14 protein-coding genes and 1 pseudogene are annotated in these 16,115 nt (G+C 74.3%); 9 read left to right on the forward strand and 6 right to left on the reverse strand.

Annotated elements, in window-relative coordinates:
• Positions 1-45 precede the first annotated feature (45 nt).
• The 5 genes from AB0F71_RS16085 (at position 46) to AB0F71_RS16105 (ending at position 6,258) form a co-directional block, all read left to right on the forward strand.
• Complete coding sequence (locus AB0F71_RS16085) at positions 46-1,248, forward strand: histidine kinase (protein ID WP_360233646.1); 1,203 nt, start codon at positions 46-48, stop codon at positions 1,246-1,248.
• The gene (locus AB0F71_RS16090) at positions 1,245-1,895 is read left to right on the forward strand and encodes a response regulator transcription factor (protein WP_360233649.1); all 651 of its coding nucleotides are present in this window, start codon (positions 1,245-1,247) and stop codon (positions 1,893-1,895) included. Before AB0F71_RS16085 ends, AB0F71_RS16090 begins: the two co-directional genes overlap by 4 nt.
• A 178-nt stretch (positions 1,896-2,073) precedes the next feature.
• Positions 2,074-2,943, forward strand: coding sequence for a 3-hydroxyacyl-CoA dehydrogenase family protein (locus tag AB0F71_RS16095; protein ID WP_360233652.1), 870 nt, complete (start codon positions 2,074-2,076; stop codon positions 2,941-2,943).
• A gap of 386 nt (positions 2,944-3,329) precedes the next feature.
• Positions 3,330-3,647 (forward strand): STAS domain-containing protein, encoded by a 318-nt coding sequence (locus AB0F71_RS16100; protein WP_360233655.1) that lies wholly within the window; start codon positions 3,330-3,332, stop codon positions 3,645-3,647.
• A gap of 283 nt (positions 3,648-3,930) precedes the next feature.
• Positions 3,931-6,258: an ATP-binding protein gene (locus AB0F71_RS16105; protein ID WP_360233658.1), complete on the forward strand. Its 2,328-nt coding sequence runs from the start codon at positions 3,931-3,933 to the stop codon at positions 6,256-6,258.
• A 4-nt stretch (positions 6,259-6,262) separates the two neighbouring features.
• Here the strand turns inward: AB0F71_RS16105 and nucS are convergent, their stop codons facing one another.
• Positions 6,263-6,922, reverse strand: a complete 660-nt coding sequence (gene nucS / locus AB0F71_RS16110) for an endonuclease NucS (protein WP_360233661.1) — start codon at positions 6,920-6,922, stop codon at positions 6,263-6,265.
• Between the two features lie 483 nt (positions 6,923-7,405).
• On the opposite strand from nucS, the gene AB0F71_RS16115 reads away from it, so the two are divergent.
• Positions 7,406-7,798: an SCO5389 family protein gene (locus AB0F71_RS16115; protein WP_350504362.1), complete on the forward strand. Its 393-nt coding sequence runs from the start codon at positions 7,406-7,408 to the stop codon at positions 7,796-7,798.
• 65 nt (positions 7,799-7,863) lie between these two features.
• On the opposite strand, the gene AB0F71_RS16120 is transcribed toward AB0F71_RS16115, so the two are convergent.
• Positions 7,864-9,171 (reverse strand): LLM class flavin-dependent oxidoreductase, encoded by a 1,308-nt coding sequence (locus tag AB0F71_RS16120; RefSeq protein ID WP_360233665.1) that lies wholly within the window; start codon positions 9,169-9,171, stop codon positions 7,864-7,866.
• 230 nt (positions 9,172-9,401) lie between these two features.
• On the opposite strand from AB0F71_RS16120, the gene AB0F71_RS16125 reads away from it, so the two are divergent.
• Positions 9,402-9,725, forward strand: coding sequence for an ATP/GTP-binding protein (locus AB0F71_RS16125; protein ID WP_360233668.1), 324 nt, complete (start codon positions 9,402-9,404; stop codon positions 9,723-9,725).
• Positions 9,726-9,738: 13 nt separating this feature from the next.
• On the opposite strand, the gene AB0F71_RS16130 is transcribed toward AB0F71_RS16125, so the two are convergent.
• Both AB0F71_RS16130 and AB0F71_RS16135 read right to left on the reverse strand, forming a co-directional pair.
• Complete coding sequence (locus tag AB0F71_RS16130) at positions 9,739-10,506, reverse strand: ABC transporter permease subunit (RefSeq protein ID WP_360233671.1); 768 nt, start codon at positions 10,504-10,506, stop codon at positions 9,739-9,741.
• 1 nt (position 10,507) lies between these two features.
• Complete coding sequence (locus AB0F71_RS16135; protein WP_360233674.1) at positions 10,508-11,512, reverse strand: ABC transporter ATP-binding protein; 1,005 nt, start codon at positions 11,510-11,512, stop codon at positions 10,508-10,510.
• A gap of 92 nt (positions 11,513-11,604) precedes the next feature.
• Between AB0F71_RS16135 and AB0F71_RS16140 the strand changes: the two genes are divergently transcribed.
• Both AB0F71_RS16140 and AB0F71_RS16145 read left to right on the forward strand, forming a co-directional pair.
• Positions 11,605-12,402 (forward strand): alpha/beta hydrolase, encoded by a 798-nt coding sequence (locus AB0F71_RS16140; protein WP_360233677.1) that lies wholly within the window; start codon positions 11,605-11,607, stop codon positions 12,400-12,402.
• Positions 12,399-12,710: a hypothetical protein gene (locus tag AB0F71_RS16145; protein ID WP_360233680.1), complete on the forward strand. Its 312-nt coding sequence runs from the start codon at positions 12,399-12,401 to the stop codon at positions 12,708-12,710. The genes AB0F71_RS16140 and AB0F71_RS16145 overlap by 4 nt, the downstream gene beginning before the upstream one ends.
• A gap of 88 nt (positions 12,711-12,798) precedes the next feature.
• Here AB0F71_RS16145 and AB0F71_RS16150 read toward each other — a convergent pair whose 3' ends face one another.
• Positions 12,799-13,728: a cellulose-binding protein gene (locus tag AB0F71_RS16150; protein ID WP_188306039.1), complete on the reverse strand. Its 930-nt coding sequence runs from the start codon at positions 13,726-13,728 to the stop codon at positions 12,799-12,801.
• 117 nt (positions 13,729-13,845) lie between these two features.
• Positions 13,846-16,115, reverse strand: a pseudogene (locus AB0F71_RS16155) (hypothetical protein); the annotation flags it as partial.

Raw genomic sequence — 16,115 nt, forward strand, 5'->3', positions numbered from 1 at the left:
GCGGATCGGAGCCGGGCGGGTGGCCGGGGATGGTGAGATGGGGGCGTGCTCGTACCGTCCCTCCCCCCGCGGCAACTGGACCGGCTGATCGCCCTGTGCGGGGTGCTCGGCGGTGCGGTGCTGATCGTCTTCAAGGTGTACGACCGGGCGGACCGGGTGCCGCTGTGGGCCGTGGTGGCGCCGCTGCTGGTGACGGCGGGGCTGGAGCTGGTCCGGCGCACCCGGCCGGTGCTGGCGGTGTCGCTGGGCGGGCTGGCCTTCGCGGGGAGCATCTTCGCCGGCAGCCTGCTGGCGACGACGATCATGTACACCGACCTGCTGTACGCGGCGGTGCTCTACGGCACCAGCCGGATGTCGCGGGTGCTGCACCTGAGCGGCGGCGCGACCGTGCTGGTGCTGTCCAGCCTGGCCTGGTACGTGGCCGGGACCTCGGCCGGGCTGCTGATCGTGGTGGTCAGCTCGCTGGTGTTCCTGGCGCCGGTGTGGACCGGGGACCTGGTGCGCAAGCACCGGGAGCAGGCGGAGAGCGAGCGGCTGCGGGCCGAACAGACCGCGCTGCTCTCGGAGATGGACCGGCGCGAGGCGGTCGTCGCCGAACGGTCCCGGATGGCACGGGAGTTGCACGACGTGGTGGCCAACCACCTGTCGGCGATCGCGATCCACGCCACCGGCGCGCAGTCGGCCGCCCGGCGGCGGAGCCTGCCCGAGGGCGATCCGCTGGTCGAGGTGCTGGCGGTGATCCGGGAGAACAGCGTCCAGGGATTGGCCGAAATGCGTCGCATGATCGGACTGCTTCGGGACAGCGGCGGGGGAGAGGCCGACGAGTCGTACGCGGCCCCCGACCTCGCCGCGGTGGACGCCCTGCTGGAGAAGGCCCGGGCCGCCGGGCAGGGCGTCGGACTGGACTTCGAGCTGACCGAGGACGGCGAGCGCGGTGACCTCCCGGTGCCGGTCGGGCTGGCCGCCTACCGGATCGTGCAGGAGTCGCTGACCAACGCGCTCAAGCACGCCGGGCCCGGACTGGTCGCGCTGCGGCTGGAGTTCGGCCCGGACGCGCTGCGGATCGCGGTCGACAGCCCGTTCCGCGGCGAACCGGGCCGTGAACTGCCCGGCGCCCGGGCCGGGCTGGTGGGGATGTCGGAGCGGGCCGCGCTGCTCGGTGGCAGCTTCGAGGCCGGGCCGCGGGACGGGTACTGGAGGGTGCGCGCGGAGTTGCCGCGCCGCCGGGAGAGCGAGGGACGGGCATGACGATCCGGGTACTGGTGGCCGAGGACCAGGCGGCGGTGCGGGCGGCGCTGGTGATGATCCTGCGGGCGGAGCCCGGGTTCGAGGTGGTCGGGCAGGCCGCCGACGGGCAGGAGGCCGTCCGGCTGGCCCTGGAACTGCGGCCCGACGTGGTGCTGATGGACGTCCAGATGCCCCGGCTGGACGGCGTCTCGGCGACCCGTCAGGTGGTGGACGCCGGGGCGGCCCAGGTGCTGGTGCTGACCACCTTCGACCTGGACGAGTACGTCTACGGCGCACTGCGGGCCGGCGCCGCCGGCTTCCTGCTCAAGGACCTGGAGGCGGACACCCTGGTCGAGGGCATCCGCACGGTGGCGCGCGGGGACGGCATGCTGGCGCCCTCGGTGACCAGGCGGCTGATCGGCGCCTTCGCCCGTCCCGGGCGCCCGGTCGGACCGGAGGCCCGGACGGCGGTGGCGGGCCTGACCGGGCGGGAGCGGGAGGTGCTGGCCTGCGTCGGGGCGGGGATGTCCAACGGGGAGATCGCGCGCCGGCTGGAGATGGCGGAGGCGACCACCAAGACCCACGTCAGCCGGATCCTGGCGAAGCTGGGGCTGCGCAGCCGGGTGCAGGCGGCGATCCTCGCCCAGGACCTCGGTCTGACCATCTGACGACCATCCTGGTCGGGTGACCAGGTCGGTTGCAGATCACACTCCCGATTGCTATGGCACGGACGGTCTGGGCACTAGAGTCCCCGCCAGAGCAAAGCGGCTGCCGGTGGGTGATCCCTGCCCTGAGCCGCCTTCAGGGCCCGCCCGCAGGGCGGCGACGGCATCGGGAGACCCAGCCATGAGCAATGCGTCCAGCAAGCAGATCGCCGTGATCGGTGCCGGCCTGATGGGCGCCGGTATCGCCCAGGTGTCCGCGCAGGCCGGTCACCCGGTGGTGCTGCGGGACGTGACCGAGGAGGCGCTGCAGCGGGGCCTGGCCGGCATCCGCGCCTCGTACGAGAAGTTCGTCTCCAAGGGCAGGCTGAGCGCCGAGGACGCCGAGGCCGCGCTCGGCCGGATCACCACCACCACCGACCTGGGCGCCGTCGCCGAGGCCGACATCGTGGTCGAGGCCGTGTTCGAGAACCTGGACGTCAAGGAGGGCGTGTTCCGCGAGCTGGACAAGCTCGCCAAGGACGGCGCCGTCCTCGCCTCCAACACCTCCGCCATCCCGATCACCCGGATCGCGGCCGTTACCCAGCGGCCGGAGTCGGTCGTCGGCGTCCACTTCTTCTCGCCCGTCCCGATGATGAAGCTGGTCGAGCTGGTCCGCGGCTACAAGACCAGCGACGAGACGCTGGCCGCCGCCCGCGCCTACGCCGAGGGCGTCGGCAAGGACGTCGTGGTGGTCAACCGCGACGTGGCCGGCTTCATCACCACCCGCCTGATCACCGCGCTGGTCGTCGAGGCCGCCAAGCTGTACGAGTCGGGCGTGGCCACCGCCGAGGACATCGACACCGCCTGCCGCCTCGGCTTCGGCCACGCGATGGGCCCGCTGCAGACCGCCGACCTGACCGGCGTCGACATCCTGCTGCACGCCGCCCACAACATCTACACCGAGACCAAGGACGAGAAGTTCGCCGCCCCGGAGATCATGGCCCGCATGGTCACCGCCGGTGACCTCGGCCGCAAGAGCGGCCGGGGCTTCTACCCGTACGAGGGCAAGTGAGCCCGCGGGGCTGAACGCCCTGGTGGGCCGTGCGATCGGGGCATCGTACGGCCCGCCGTACCGGGGCGGGTGAGTTTCCTCACGCCGGGTGCCGCAGACGGGTGATTTGGGCGGTAATCGAGCGTAGGTGTGGAGAGTTCCTGCGTATATTCCCTCGGACGAGTGAAGTTGCTTCAGATCAGGGCGGAAAACAGCAACCTGCGGCGCTGCTCCACCGTCAGATGAGGGAACCCGGCACTCCGACCGGGGCCGGGCGCGAGCCGAGCCGACGCAGGCGTTCCGCCCGGGTTGTCCCACTCCGATCCAGCGGCCGTCCCGCCTCCCGGTCCGTGCCGGCCGGGGCCGGACCCGCCCCGCACCAGGCCACCCAGGCGAAGGAGGAGAGCATGCGCATCACCGGCGACCACACGGCGCTGGCCATCGAAGGCCGCCTCGACGTGCGCACCGCCGCCGACGCGCGGGCAAGGCTGCACCAGGCCGTGGACGGCGGCCTCGGCGACCTCGTGCTCGACCTCGGCCGGCTGGAGTTCTGGGACGCCACCGGCCTCGGCGTGATCATGGGCACCCACCGGCGGGCCGGCCGGATCGGCCGCCGGCTCGTGCTGCGGGCCGTCCCCGCCCAGCTCCAGCGGCTGCTGGTGGCCACCAAGTTGCACCGCATCCTCACCGTCGACGGCGGGATCCCCGAGGTCCAGGCCTCCTGACGCCCGTTCCGGGGGCGTACGGAGCGGCTCGCGGAACGTTCCGCACGCCTGTTCACGCGCCCTCGGGCCGCCCGCCGCGACCGGGCCGGGCCCGACCGGCCCCGCCGGCCTTCACCTTCCCCGCACCGGACCGCACTGCACGGCCGGGCCCGGATGTGCAAGAGTCTGCCCGTCAGACGACGGCCGCCCGGGGCCGGCTGCCCACAGCCCGCCCGCGGCCGCGACCGAGACGTGTGCCGGCCGGCGCGGGGCGCCGGCGGCCGAACACGATGCGGAGCAGAACGTGGCACAGCCATCCGGGGAGTTCCGGCAGGAGGCCGCCCGCACCCGCGGCGGCGAACTGGTCTCCGGCGCCCTGCTGGTCGGCGTCGGCGCCCCGGACGGCTCCGAGGCCCGGCCCTGTCCGGAGGAGTGGCGGCCCCGCCCGCGCCGGATCGAACGCAGCGAGCCCGCCCGCGGCCCGGTCGGCGGCGTCGGCCGGGCGGTCGGCCCGCTCGCCCTCGGCGCCGGCCCCACCGACCTGCCGCTGCTCGACCGCGAGGCCGACATCGCCGAACTCCTCGGCCTGCTAGCCGAGGGCCGCTCGATACGCCTGGTCGGCCAGGCCGGCTCGGGCCGCAGCACCCTGCTGTCCGCCGTCGCCGAGGCCGCCGCCGACCTCGCCCCCGGCGGCGTCGTCCAGCTCTGCGGCCACCGCCGCACCGCCGCCGACCTGCTCCAGGACCTCTTCGCGGCCACCCACCACGCCCCCGGCTACCGCCCCGACCCGGCCCGGCTGGCCGCCCACCTCGCCGGGGTCGCCGCGGTCGTCGTGATCGACGAGGCCGAGCCCGCCGGCGACGAGCTGGAGCAGCTGCTCGCCGCCGCCCCCGGCTGCGCCTTCCTGATCTCGGTCGCCCCCGGCTGCCCGCCGCTGCCCGCCGACTCCCGGCTGCGCGACCACCTCGTCCCCGGCCTCTCCCGGCCCGCCTGCCTGGCCCTCACCGCCCGGCTCGCCGGACGGCCGCTGGACGCCGCCGAGAAGGCCTGGGCGGTCGACCTCTGGTTCGAGTCCGAGGGGCTGCCGCTGCGCTTCGTCCAGGCCGCCGCGCTGCTGCGGCAGCGGGACGTCGCGGTGGACGCGCTGGTCGCCGCCGAGGAGGACCGGCTGGACGTCTTCGGCGCGGTCGACGAGCCCGCCCACGACCCCGACCCGGCGATCCGGGAGAACGCGCTGCGGCGCACCGTGCCGCTGCCCTCGGTCGCCGAGACCGCCTCGCCCGCCGTCCGGCTCGCCGAGGGGCTCGGTGAGTCCGCGCAGGCCGTGCTGCGGCTGGCCGTCGCGCTCGGCGGCGAATGCCCCACCGCGCCGCACCTGCCCGCGCTGATCGACGTCGGCCAGGGCGAGAGCGCGCTGGCCGAACTCGCCGACGCCGGGCTCGCGGTGTCCATCGGCGGGCACCACCGGCTGACCGCCGGGGCGCTCGAACTGCTCGCCCCGCACTGGCCGGCCCGCGGCTGCGTGGACGGCGCCGCCCAGCACTTCGCCTGGTGGGTCGGGCACAGCTCGGTGTCGCTGGCGCAGATCGCCGCCGAGGCCGAGGTCCTGATCGGCGTGCTGCTCGCGGACCGTACGGCCGGGCGGCACGAGGCGGTCGTCCGCCTGGCCAGGGCGGCCGCCCCCGCCCTGGCGCTGGCGCTGCGCTGGGGCGCCTGGGAGCGGGTCCTCCAGCTCGGCCTGGAGGCGGCCCGGCGGACCGGATCGACGGTCGACCAGGCCTGGTTCCACCACGAGGCGGGCGTGCTCGCGATCTGCCTCCAGCAGCCCTCCCGGGCGATCGCCGAACTGGAGACCGCCCTCACCCTGCGGGCCACCGCGGGGGAGCCGCGCGGGGTCGCCACTGCGGGCCGGATGCTCGACCTGCTGCGTGCCGACGGCCGTCAGCTGCCGGCCGCCGCGACCGCCGCGGCGGCGTCGGGCCGCGGGCCGGTGATCCGGAAGATCGCCGCCCGGGTGCCGGCCGGCCTCAAGGCCAGGGCCGGGCGGCGGCGCAAGGTGGTGGTGGCCTCCGCGGCCCTGCTCACCTTCGGGGTGCTCGGTACGGCGGTGGCGATGAGCCTCACCGGGCCCGAGGAGCACAAGGCGAAGGACCCGCACGGTCAGCTGGACCAGGTCGGCGACACCGGCAACGCGCCGATGCCGGTGCCCTCCGCCGACGCCTCCCAGGGCACGGCCGGGGCGGGCGGCACCGAGCCGGGCGGCCCGGCGACGGGGGCCGGTGCGGAGCCCTCGGCGAGCGGGAGCGCCTCGCACTCGCCGAGCGCCACGCCGTCGAAGCGGCCGAGCTCCTCGCCGGGGGCCACCGGCTCGGCGGCCCCGCAGCAGTCGCAGCAGCCCGTCCCGGGGCAGCCGCAGCCGTCGGAGCAGCCGCCGGGGCCGAAGCCCGGCGGGTCGGGCGGGGGCGGCAACGGCGGGGGAGGCGGCGGTCAGACCGGTGGCGGCAGCGGTGGCGGGACCGGCAACTCGCCGTCGCCGAGCCCGTCCGCGACGACGGCCAAGCCGAGCCCGACGTCGACCGCGTCCGCCAGTCCGACCGGTCAGCCCAGCCCGACGTCGAGCACGTCCGGCTGACCGGTCAGAACAGCTTGAGCTTGTCGTCGTCGATGCCGCGCAGCTCGTCGTAGTCCAGCACCACGCAGCCGATGCCCCGGTCGGTGGCCAGGACGCGGGCCTGGGGCTTGATCTCCTGCGCGGCGAAGACGCCCTTGACCGGGGCCAACAGCGGGTCCCGGTTGAGGAGTTCGAGGTAGCGGGTGAGCTGCTCGACGCCGTCGATCTCGCCACGGCGCTTGATCTCCACGGCCACCGTGGCGCCGTCGGAGTCGCGGCAGAGGATGTCGACCGGGCCGATCGCGGTCGGGTACTCGCGGCGGATCAGCGACCAGCCGGTGCCGAGCACCTCCATCCGGTCCGCGAGCAGCTCCTGGAGGTGCGCCTCGACGCCGTCCTTGATCAGGCCCGGGTCCACCCCGAGTTCGTGGGAGGAGTCGTGCAGCACCTCCTCCAGCGTGATGATGAGCTTCTCGCCGGCCTTGTTCTCCACCGTCCAGACCCCGTCGGCCTCCTTGAGGACGCACGGCGGGGACATCCAGTTGAGCGGCTTGTAGGCGCGGTCGTCGGCGTGGATGCTGACGCTGCCGTCGGCCTTGACCAGGATCAGCCTGGTGGCGGAGGGCAGATGGGCGGAGAGCCGACCGGCATAGTCGACTGAGCAGCGGGCAATTACGAGACGCACGGTCGACCACGCTAGCCCACCGGGGCCAGTTGATGCGATTCCGAGACGACCGGGTGAAGAAAGCGCGAACCCCGCGAACATGGAGGTTCGGCGGACCCGACGCCGCTCGCCGCGCTCTGGCGTACGCCCCCCTGGGGTCGCTACGGTGTGTGACGCTACGGATGCGGGGTCGCTGTCAACGGGGATGGAGACTTCAGATGAACGATCCGACGGGATCAGGCCAATCTGGTGCACCACGGCGTATTTCCGGAGCAATCCGTAGGAACGACCGGCCTGCTCCGCCGTTGACTGCCACGCTGTTCTGACGCGGTCGGTGTTCAGGACGTCACGTCCCGTGGCGCCGCCGCCTTCGCAACAGGTGCCGGAAACCCCCCGTTCGACGGTGTTCCGGACACCGCCTGCGATTTCGCCCACCCTCCCTGTGAGCTTGGACTACGCACGACCACCCGGGCGCCGCGCGGGTGGACCGCGAGAGGAGAATCCATGTCGCTCGACGTCTCACCGGCCCTGCTGGAAAAGGCCGAGCGGGGCGAGGTCGACGAGCGGGAATTCGTCGACTGCGTCCGCGTCTCGCTGCCGTACGCCTGGGACCTGATCAGCTCGCTGGTCGCGCAGGCCAAGGTCGACGGTACCGACTTCGCCGACAACCAGGTGCCGCCGCCCAGCGAGCAGGCCCGTGGCCAGCTGCTGCGCGCCCTGGCCAGCGATGCCATCCGGGGCGCCCTGCAGCGCCACTTCGGCGTCCGGCTGGCCTTCCAGAACTGTCACCGGGTGGCGGTGTTCGTGCCGTCGGAGGCCAACGAGGCGCGGTACGACCGCTTCACCTCCGTCCGGGAGCAGCTGCTCAACCAGTCCGAGGAGCTGCGGGACTGCTGATCCGGCCGGAGCCGGCCGTCCCGTCCCCCGGTGCGGGGGGAGGGGCGGCGGTCCGGGTCCGGGGGTCAGCCCAGCTGCGGCAGCACCTCGGAGCCGAGCCGGGCGATGTTGTGCAGGGTCGCCTCGCGGTCGCCGCTGCCCTCCGCGAGCAGGGCGAAGCGGCGGATCCCGGTGCGCTCGGCGGTGGCCAGCAGCCGGTCGGCGCACTGCTTGGGGGTGCCCACCGCGTGCAGGTCGCAGAGCAGTTCGGTGTACTGGTGCGGGTCGCGCATCTTGCGTTCGCGGCCGTCCACGGTGCGGTGGGCGCCGAGCCCGTACTCGAACCAGCCGGGCATCGCGTTCAGCAGGGTGGCCCGGGCCGCCGAGGTGCGGTCGTCCACCTGGGCCACGCCGGCCGCGACGTGCTGGCGGGTCACCCGGCGCAGTTGCTCCTCGCCCCGCCCGGCGGCCAGCCAGGCGGCGCGGTAGAGCTCCAGCATCCGCATCTTGTCGTCGTCGCCGGAGTGCATGCCGAGCAGCATCGGCAGGCCGCGCTCGGCGGCCAGCCGCACCCCGCCCGGGGAGGTGCAGGCGACCACCACGGGCGGGCCGGCCAGCGGCCGTCCGCTGCGGTCGCGTTCCTCGGCGAGGCCGTCGGCGTCCTGGCGCTGGCGGGGGAAGCGCACCGGGCCGGAGGGCTCGTCCAGGCCGAGCCAGCTGCCCAGGCCCGGTCGGCGCACCGACTCGGTGGCCCGCGGCACCACCGCGACCTCGGGGAAGGAGAACTGCGGTCCGTCCGCGCCGACCCGGGAGCCGCGCAGCCAGCGCAATAGCAGGTCCAGCCGCTCCGGGAAGCCGGTCTCGAAGGCCTCCACCCCGCTGCCGAACACGTCCAGGTCGATCCACGGCCCGCCGCGGCCCACCCCGAGCGTGAAGCGCCCGCCGGAGGTGAGGTGCAGCAGCGCGGCCTGCTCGCCGAGGGCCACCGGGTGGCTGGTGGAGAGCACGCTGACGGCGGTGCCGATGCCGATCCGGCGGGTGCGGCCGAGCAGCAGCGCGGCGAGCGTCGCGGCATCGGGGCAGACTCCGTACGGGACGAAGTGGTGCTCGGCCAGCCAGACGCTGTCCAGGCCCGCGCGTTCCGCCTCGACGGTGGCCCGGACGGTGCGCTCCAGCACCTCGCCGTGGCTCTGCCCGGGGAACTGCGCGGACAGCAGGAACGCGCCGACCCGTACCGGGGCGGTGTCCGGCGGCAGCGCGCCGGTGCGCTGGGCGGCGGTCAGCGGTTCGCCGGTGACGGCCAGCGGCGGTACGGAGGTGAGCGCCGGGCCCGGGGCGGGCGGGCGCACGCCGACCGGGCGGCGGGTCTCGGCGCGCGGGCTGGTCTTGGTCATCCTGGGGGCCTCCTCGGGTGCACGCAGGGTCTGCGGGCCCCGCCTGTCCACTCGTGGGTATCCGATGTCATGTGCCAATGGCACGCGGAACCCCCGATTTCCCCGATGATCGGGTGGATCTCGGCAAAAACCCCGGACGGGCCGGCCGAAGCCGTGATAGAGGCCGATAAAAGGGTTTGACACCCTTAGGCTGGAGCGACTTCGAGCCCCCGGAAGAGAGGCAGACCGCCGTGCCCCGCCGCAACCGGATCAAGAGCGCCGCCGACCGCGAGAACGCCGAACCGGCCGCCGCCCCGCTCGGCGGTTCGCTGCGCCGCACCGAGAACTACCAGGGCGACGACTGGGTGGTGCAGACGGTCGCCGGGACCTCAGGGCGGTTCTACCGCTGCCCGGGCTGCGACCAGGAGATCCCGCCCGGGGTGGGCCACGTGGTGGCCTGGCCGATGCACGGCGCCGGGGTGGACGACCGGCGGCACTGGCACCGGGCGTGCTGGGGAGCGCGGGAGCGCCGGGCCTCCAACCTGCTCCGGGGCCGCGGCGCTCCGCGCTACTGAGTCCGCCGAGCCGTCACGCGTCCCGGTTCTTGAGCACCAGTGCGCCGCCGACCAGCGCGGCCGCGGTCCAGGCCAGGCAGATCGTGAAGCCCGCCCACGGCCCGTACGGCTGGCCGTTCTGCTCGTACACCAGCAGCATCCGCGAGCCGGCGTAGTCGGGGAAGTAGTGGGCCAGGGTCTTGACCTTCGGCACCGCCGAGAGGATCGGCGAGAGCAGGAAGAAGAACGGCACCAGCACGCCCAGGGCGAGGGTCTGGTTGTGCAGCATGGCGGTGACGCCGGCCGAGAACAGGCAGAGCATCGTCAGGTAGAGCGCGGCGCCGAGCACCGCGCGCAGCACGTTCGGTTCGCCCAGGGTGGTGGAGTGCGAGCCGAGCAGCGCCTGGCCGACGAAGAAGGTGACGAAGGCGGTCACCAGCGAGACCGCCAGGGCCAGCCCGCCGAGCACCAGTGCCTTCCCGGCCAGCAGGGTGCCGCGCTGGGGGACGGCGGCCAGGGTGACCCGGATCATGCCGCTGCTGTACTCGTTGCCGATCGCCAGCACCCCGAAGACGATGATGGCCAGCTCGCCGAGCATGATGCCGGAGAACGCCGTGCCGGTGGCGTCGAACGGGGTCACCTCGTGGCGTCTGAACTCGGTGAAGTTGTTGTTGGTGAGCAGGGACAGCAGCGCGCCGATGCCGACGGTGACCACGAAGGCCAGCGCGAGGGTCCAGACGGTGGAGCGGACGCTGCGGATCTTCGTCCACTCGGAGCGCAGGATCGCCGGGAAGGACGTCATCTCAGTTCTCCTCCTGCCGCGCCGCCGCGGTCGGCCGGGCGCCGTCCGCCTTCCAGCCCGCGCCCCACTCGCCGGGTGCGCCGGCGGCGTCCCGGCCGGGGCCGTCGCCCGCGTGGTACTCCACCGAGTCCGCCGTCATCTGCATGAACGCCTCCTCCAACGAGGCCTGCTGGGGGCTGAGTTCGTGCAGCACCACGCCGTGCGCGGCGACCAGTTCGCCGAGCCGGGCGATGTCGCCGTCGACCACCTCGTACGAGCCGTCGGGGCCTGGTTCGTACCGCAGGCCGGCGCCGGCCAGCACGTCGAGCAGGCGCTCGGGCTGCGGGGTGCGCAGCCGGACGGCGGAGCGGGAGTTGCGCCGGATGAACTCCGGCATCGCCAGGTCGGCGAGCAGCCGGCCCTTGCCGATGACCACCAGGTGGTCGGCGGTGACGGCCATCTCGCTCATCAGGTGGGAGGAGACGAAGACGGTCCGGCCCTCGCCGGCCAGGCGCTTCATCAGGTTGCGGATCCAGAGGATGCCCTCCGGGTCGAGGCCGTTGACCGGTTCGTCGAACATGACGATCTCCGGGTCGCCGAGCAGGGCGGAGGCGATGCCCAGGCGCTGGCCCATGCCGAGCGAGAAGCCGCGGGCGCGCTTGCGGGCGACCGGGGTGAGGCCGACCAGGGCGAGTACCTCGTCCACCCGTCCGACCGGGATCCGGTTGCTCTGGGCGAGCCAGAGCAGGTGGTCGCGGGCGGTGCGGCCGGGGTGGACGGCCTTGGCCTCCAGCAGGGCGCCGATGTACTTGAGCGGCTCGCTGAGCTGCCCGTAGCGCTTGCCGTCGATGGTGACCCGGCCGCTGGTGGGGCGGTCCAGGTCGAGGATCATGCGCATGGTGGTGGACTTGCCCGCGCCGTTGGGCCCGAGGAAGCCGGTGACCACTCCCTGGGGGACCGAGAAGCTGAGCCGGTCCACCGCGAGCGTCTTGCCGTAACGTTTCGTCAGGTCGTGCAACTCGATCATTGGCGCTCCCTTGCTCTCTGGCAGGCTAGGACAAAGCGGATATCGCGGCCCGCTGAGTGGGCCCGTCGGGCGCGCCGCAATACGGTGGCTGCATGAGCCAGCTCCCCTCCGCAGTGTCCGTCCGCGAGAGCGGTACCGGAACACCCCTCGTGCTGCTGCACGCCTTCCCGTTGAACGCCTCGATGTGGTCCGCCCAGCTGGACGCGCTGCCCGGACTGACCGGGGACGAGGTCCGGGTGCTCGCCCCCGACCAGCGGGGCTTCGGCGGGACCGAGCTGGGCACCGACGAACCCTCGCTGGACCTCGTCGCCGACGACCTGGCGCTGCTGCTGGACGCGGCCGGGATCGACCGCGCGGTGGTCGGCGGACTCTCCATGGGCGGCTACGTGGCGCTCGCCTTCGCCCGCCGCCACCCGGACCGGCTGTCCGGCCTGCTGCTGGCCAACACCCGCGCCACCGCGGACCCGGACGCCGTGCGGGCCAACCGGGAGCGGATCGCCGCCGCCGTGACCGCCCGGGGCAGCGTCCAGCTGCTGCTGGACGAGCAGGTCGCGGCCGGGCAGCTGGGCCCCGACTCCCAGCACCTGGTGGAGCGGGTGCAGGCGATGGTGGCCGCCGCGCCGCCCGCCTCCGTCGCGTGGGCCCAGCGGGCCATGGCGGCCCGTCCGGACTCCCTGGAGGTGCTGGCCGGGCTCCGGGTGCCGGTGGCGTTCCTCGCGGGCGCCCAGGACGCCCTGGTGGCGCCCGAGGAGGCCGAACTGATGCACCGGGCCCGCCCGGACGACGAGCTGACCGTCGTCCCCGGCGTGGGCCACCTGAGCGCCATGGAGTCCCCGGGCGCGTTCGACGCCGCCGTCCGCCGGCTGCTCGCCCGGGTGGCCGCCGGATGAGCCCGGACGCGGCGGGCTGGGACTTCTCCGCGCTGGAGGTCACCGGCCGGATGCCGGTGACCAACCGCGGCGAGGGGCTGGTGGAGCTGACCCTGGAGCCGCTGGGCGAGGACTACTGGATGCGCCCCGGCGAGACCTTCATCGTCACCTCGTACGGCGACTACGGCTCCGGGCACCCCTTCGAGGTGCAGTACTGGCCGGACTCGGTGTCGGTCTGGTGCACCTCCTGGTACGGCACCGTGTCGGACGACGAGGGGAACCAGCTCAGCAGCGGGCACCAGCGGCCCGACGGGGCGTACCCCCGGTAATTGCCCCCGAGGTGATGACGGGTGGTCGTACGACAGGCCCTCACCCGGGCGGGTGAGGGCCTGTCGTACGACCGCGTCAGCGGCTGCGTCAGCGCGACTGCTGGGCGGGCACGCCCATGGTGTCGTCGTTCGGCAGCGAGGCGGCGGCCACGGCCGCGCCGGTCAGCGTCGCCAGCATCTCGCGGACGTTGGTCAGCTGGGCGTTGATGCTGTCGCGACGGTTGGTCAGCGCCGCCAGCTCGCGCTCGGACTCGCTGCGGATGCGGTCCGCCTTGGCGTTGGCGTCCGCCACGATGTCCTCGGACTGGCGCTGGGCCGTCTCGACGGTCTGGCGGGCCCGGCGCTCGGCGTCGGTGCGCAGCTTCTCGGCCTCCAGGCGCAGCTGCTCGGCCCGGTGCTCGATCTCGGCCAGGCGCTTCTCGGCCTTGGCCTGACGGGCGGCCAGGTCGCGCTCGGACTGCTCGCGGCGCTTGGCCAGGTTCGTCTCGAACTCCAGGGCGGCCTGGGCGGCCTTGGTGCGGGTCTCCTCGAAGAGGGCGTCCGCCTCCTCGCGCTTGTTCTGGGCGTCCTTGTTGGCCTCGGCGCGCAGCTGGGCGGAGTCGCTCTTCGCCTTGTCGACGATCCGCAGCCCCTCGTCCTCCGCCTTGGCCTTGCGGTCCTTGGCGTAGTTCTCGGCCTCGGTGCGGACCTGCTGGGCGGCGGCCTCGGCCAGCTCGCGGTGCTGCTCGGAGGCGCGGTGCGCCTCGTCGCGCAGGTCCTTGGCCTCCTCCTCGGCGAGCCGCAGGATCTTCTCGACCCGGGCGCCGAGGCCGGCGTAGGAGGGCTCCTGCTCGGCGACCGCCGCCTGGGCGGTCTGGGTTTCGAGGTGGAGCTCCTCGATGCGCTTCTCCAGTGCGCTGATCCGGGTCAGGGCACTGTCACGGTCGGCCACCAGCTTGGTGATCCGCTCGTCGACCTGGGCGCGCTCGTACCCACGGCGTACCAGGTCGAAGCCGTGAGGGGAGTGACTGTCGCTCATGGGACTCTGGGCTTCCTGTCGTCAAACCGCTGAGGTGGTTGAGGGAATCCTGACACGGTACCGGAGTGTCGACGGCGAAATGCCGTTGTCTCACGGACAATGACCGCCAATGTCCGCTCAATCGGGTGGTGCGTTCTTGGAACGATTGCCACCCGACCGGGGGGAGCCAACTCCGGCACCGGCCTTGGCGCCCCCGTCCTTCTTGGTGTTGCTTCCCCCGTTGACCTGGGCGACCGGTGTCGGTGCCTCGAACGCCTCCAGCGCCGAGAGCACGTCCTGGACCCTGGAGATCTCGGTGTTGATGTCCTTGCGGCGGCGCACCAGTTCGTCCAGCTCGCGCCGGCCCTCCTCGGTGACCCGCTCGGCCTCGGCCTTCGCCTCGGCGATCAGTCGCTCGGCCTCCGCCTTCGCCAGCTCGATCTGCTCGTCCGCGGTGCGGTCGGCGTCGCGCAGCCGCTTCTCCGCCTCGGCGGCCGCGCCGTCGAGGCGCTCCTCGGCCTCCGCCTCGGCCGCGCGCAGCTTCGCCTCGGACTTCGCGATCAGCGACTCGGCCCGCTCGGTGGAGTTGGCGAGCTTGGTCTCCGCCTCCTTGAGCAGCCCCTCGGCCTTGCGGACGGCGGACAGCCGGACCTTGCTGGCCTCCGCGGACGCCTCCGAGGTGAGCTCGGACGCCCGCTCCTCGGCGGCCGCGACCAGGGCGGCGGCGCGGTCCTCGGCCTCGGCGACGGTGGCCACCGCCTGCTCCTCGGCCTCGGTGAGCTGTTCCTGGGCGGCCGTCACCAGCGCGTCCACCCGCTCGCCGGCCGACTTCATGGCCGCCGCGTTCTCCTTGCGGGCCCGCTCGTGCAGCGCCTCCACCTCGGCGTCGGTGCGCTCGCGCAGCTCCTCGGCGCGCTCGCGGATCGCGGTGGCGTCCCGGCGGGCCTCGGCGAGCAGCGTGTCGGCGTCGGCGCGGCCCTTCTCGACCTCGACCTGACCGGCCGCCTCGCCGGCCGCGACCAGCCGGTCGGCCTCCTTGCGGGCGGCGGCGACCATCGCGTCCGCCTGCTCCTCGGCGGCGGCGGTGGTGGCCAGCGCGGTGGTCTGGGCGTCCTCGCCGAGCGACTCGGCGTCGGCGAAGGCCTTCTCCAGCACGGACTTGGCGCGGTCCCGGGTGGCCTTGTCGAACTGCTCGGCGGCCTCCCGGGTCTGCGCGTCGTAGGCGTCGGCGCGGGCGTGGGTGGCGGCGTCGTACTCGTCGGCCAGGGTGCGGGTGGCCAGTGCGTACTCCTCGGCCTCGGCGCGCAGCCCGGCGGCCAGCTCCTCGGCCTCGGCGATCGTCCGCCGGGCCTGGGCGTCGGCGTCGGCGACCGTACGGGCGGCCTGCGCCTCGGCGTCCGCGCGCAGCTGCTCGGCGGCCTCCTGGGCGGCCCGCAGTTCGGCCTCGGCCTCGGCGCGCAGCTGCTCGTCGTAGGCCTGGGCCTCGGCCCGCTGCCGGCCGAGCTCGGCCTCGACGGCCTCGCGCTCGGCGGTGAGCTCCAGCTCGGTCTGCTCGCGCAGGGCGGTGGTCTCGGCCTCGGTCCGGGCGCGCAGCTCGGCCGTCTCGCGGTCGGCCAGCTCGCGCACCTCGGCGGCGTACCGGTCGGCGGCCTCGCGCTGCTCGGTGGTCTCCCGCTCGGCGAGCTCGCGCAGCTCGGTGGCGTCCTGCTCGGCCCGCTCGCGGGTGTCCGCGGCCTCCTGCTCGGCGGTGGCCCGCAGCGCGGCGATCTGCTCGGCGGCGGCCTCGTGCAGGCCGGCCACCGACTGGCGGACCTCGGCGGCCTCGTCCTCGGCGGCGGAGACCAGCTCGGCTCCCTCGGCCCGGGCGGCGGCCACCACGTCCTGGCCGTCGGCACGCGCCTGCTCCAGCTCGGCGGCGGCCTCGGCGCGGATGGCGTCGGCGGTGGCGCGGGCCTCGGACAGCTCCCGGCCGGCCTCGGCCCGGACCGTCTCGGCCTGCTCCTCGGCCAGCGCCAGCTCGGCGGCGGCCTTCTCGCGGGTGGCCTTGGCGTCCTGGGCGGCCTCGGCCCGGCGCTGCTCGGCGGCGGCGTCGGCCTGGGCCAGCAGCTCGTCGGCCTCGGCGCGGTGGTCGACGGCGTACTGCTCGACCTCGGTGCGCAGTTCGGCGGCGTGCTGTTCGGCTTCGGTGCGGACGCGGTCGGCGTAGGCCTCGGCGCTCTCGCGCTGCTGGGTGGTCTCCTGCTGGGCGAGGGCGCGCAGCTCGGCCGCGGCCCGTTCGGCCTCGGCGCGGTGTTCGGCGGCGTACTGCTCCGCCTCGGCGCGGTGGTCGACGGCGTACTGCTCGACCTCGGTGCGCAGTTCGGCGGCGTGCTGTTCGGCTTCGGTGCGGACGCGGTCGGCGTAGGCCT

The organism is Kitasatospora sp. NPDC028055 (assembly GCF_040637885.1).
Taxonomy (GTDB): domain Bacteria; phylum Actinomycetota; class Actinomycetes; order Streptomycetales; family Streptomycetaceae; genus Kitasatospora.

Bases quoted from the DNA above. Each gene is read 5' to 3' on its own strand.
- AB0F71_RS16135 (WP_360233674.1), bottom strand. From the start codon at position 11,512: ATGATCGAGTTGCACGACCTGACGAAACGTTACGGCAAGACGCTCGCG.
- AB0F71_RS16095 (WP_360233652.1), top strand. From the start codon at position 2,074: ATGAGCAATGCGTCCAGCAAGCAGATCGCCGTGATCGGTGCCGGCCTG.
- AB0F71_RS16140 (WP_360233677.1), top strand. From the start codon at position 11,605: ATGAGCCAGCTCCCCTCCGCAGTGTCCGTCCGCGAGAGCGGTACCGGA.
- AB0F71_RS16115 (WP_350504362.1), top strand. From the start codon at position 7,406: ATGTCGCTCGACGTCTCACCGGCCCTGCTGGAAAAGGCCGAGCGGGGC.
- AB0F71_RS16090 (WP_360233649.1), top strand. From the start codon at position 1,245: ATGACGATCCGGGTACTGGTGGCCGAGGACCAGGCGGCGGTGCGGGCG.
- AB0F71_RS16120 (WP_360233665.1), bottom strand. From the start codon at position 9,171: ATGACCAAGACCAGCCCGCGCGCCGAGACCCGCCGCCCGGTCGGCGTG.
- AB0F71_RS16145 (WP_360233680.1), top strand. From the start codon at position 12,399: ATGAGCCCGGACGCGGCGGGCTGGGACTTCTCCGCGCTGGAGGTCACC.
- AB0F71_RS16150 (WP_188306039.1), bottom strand. From the start codon at position 13,728: ATGAGCGACAGTCACTCCCCTCACGGCTTCGACCTGGTACGCCGTGGG.
- AB0F71_RS16130 (WP_360233671.1), bottom strand. From the start codon at position 10,506: ATGACGTCCTTCCCGGCGATCCTGCGCTCCGAGTGGACGAAGATCCGC.
- AB0F71_RS16100 (WP_360233655.1), top strand. From the start codon at position 3,330: ATGCGCATCACCGGCGACCACACGGCGCTGGCCATCGAAGGCCGCCTC.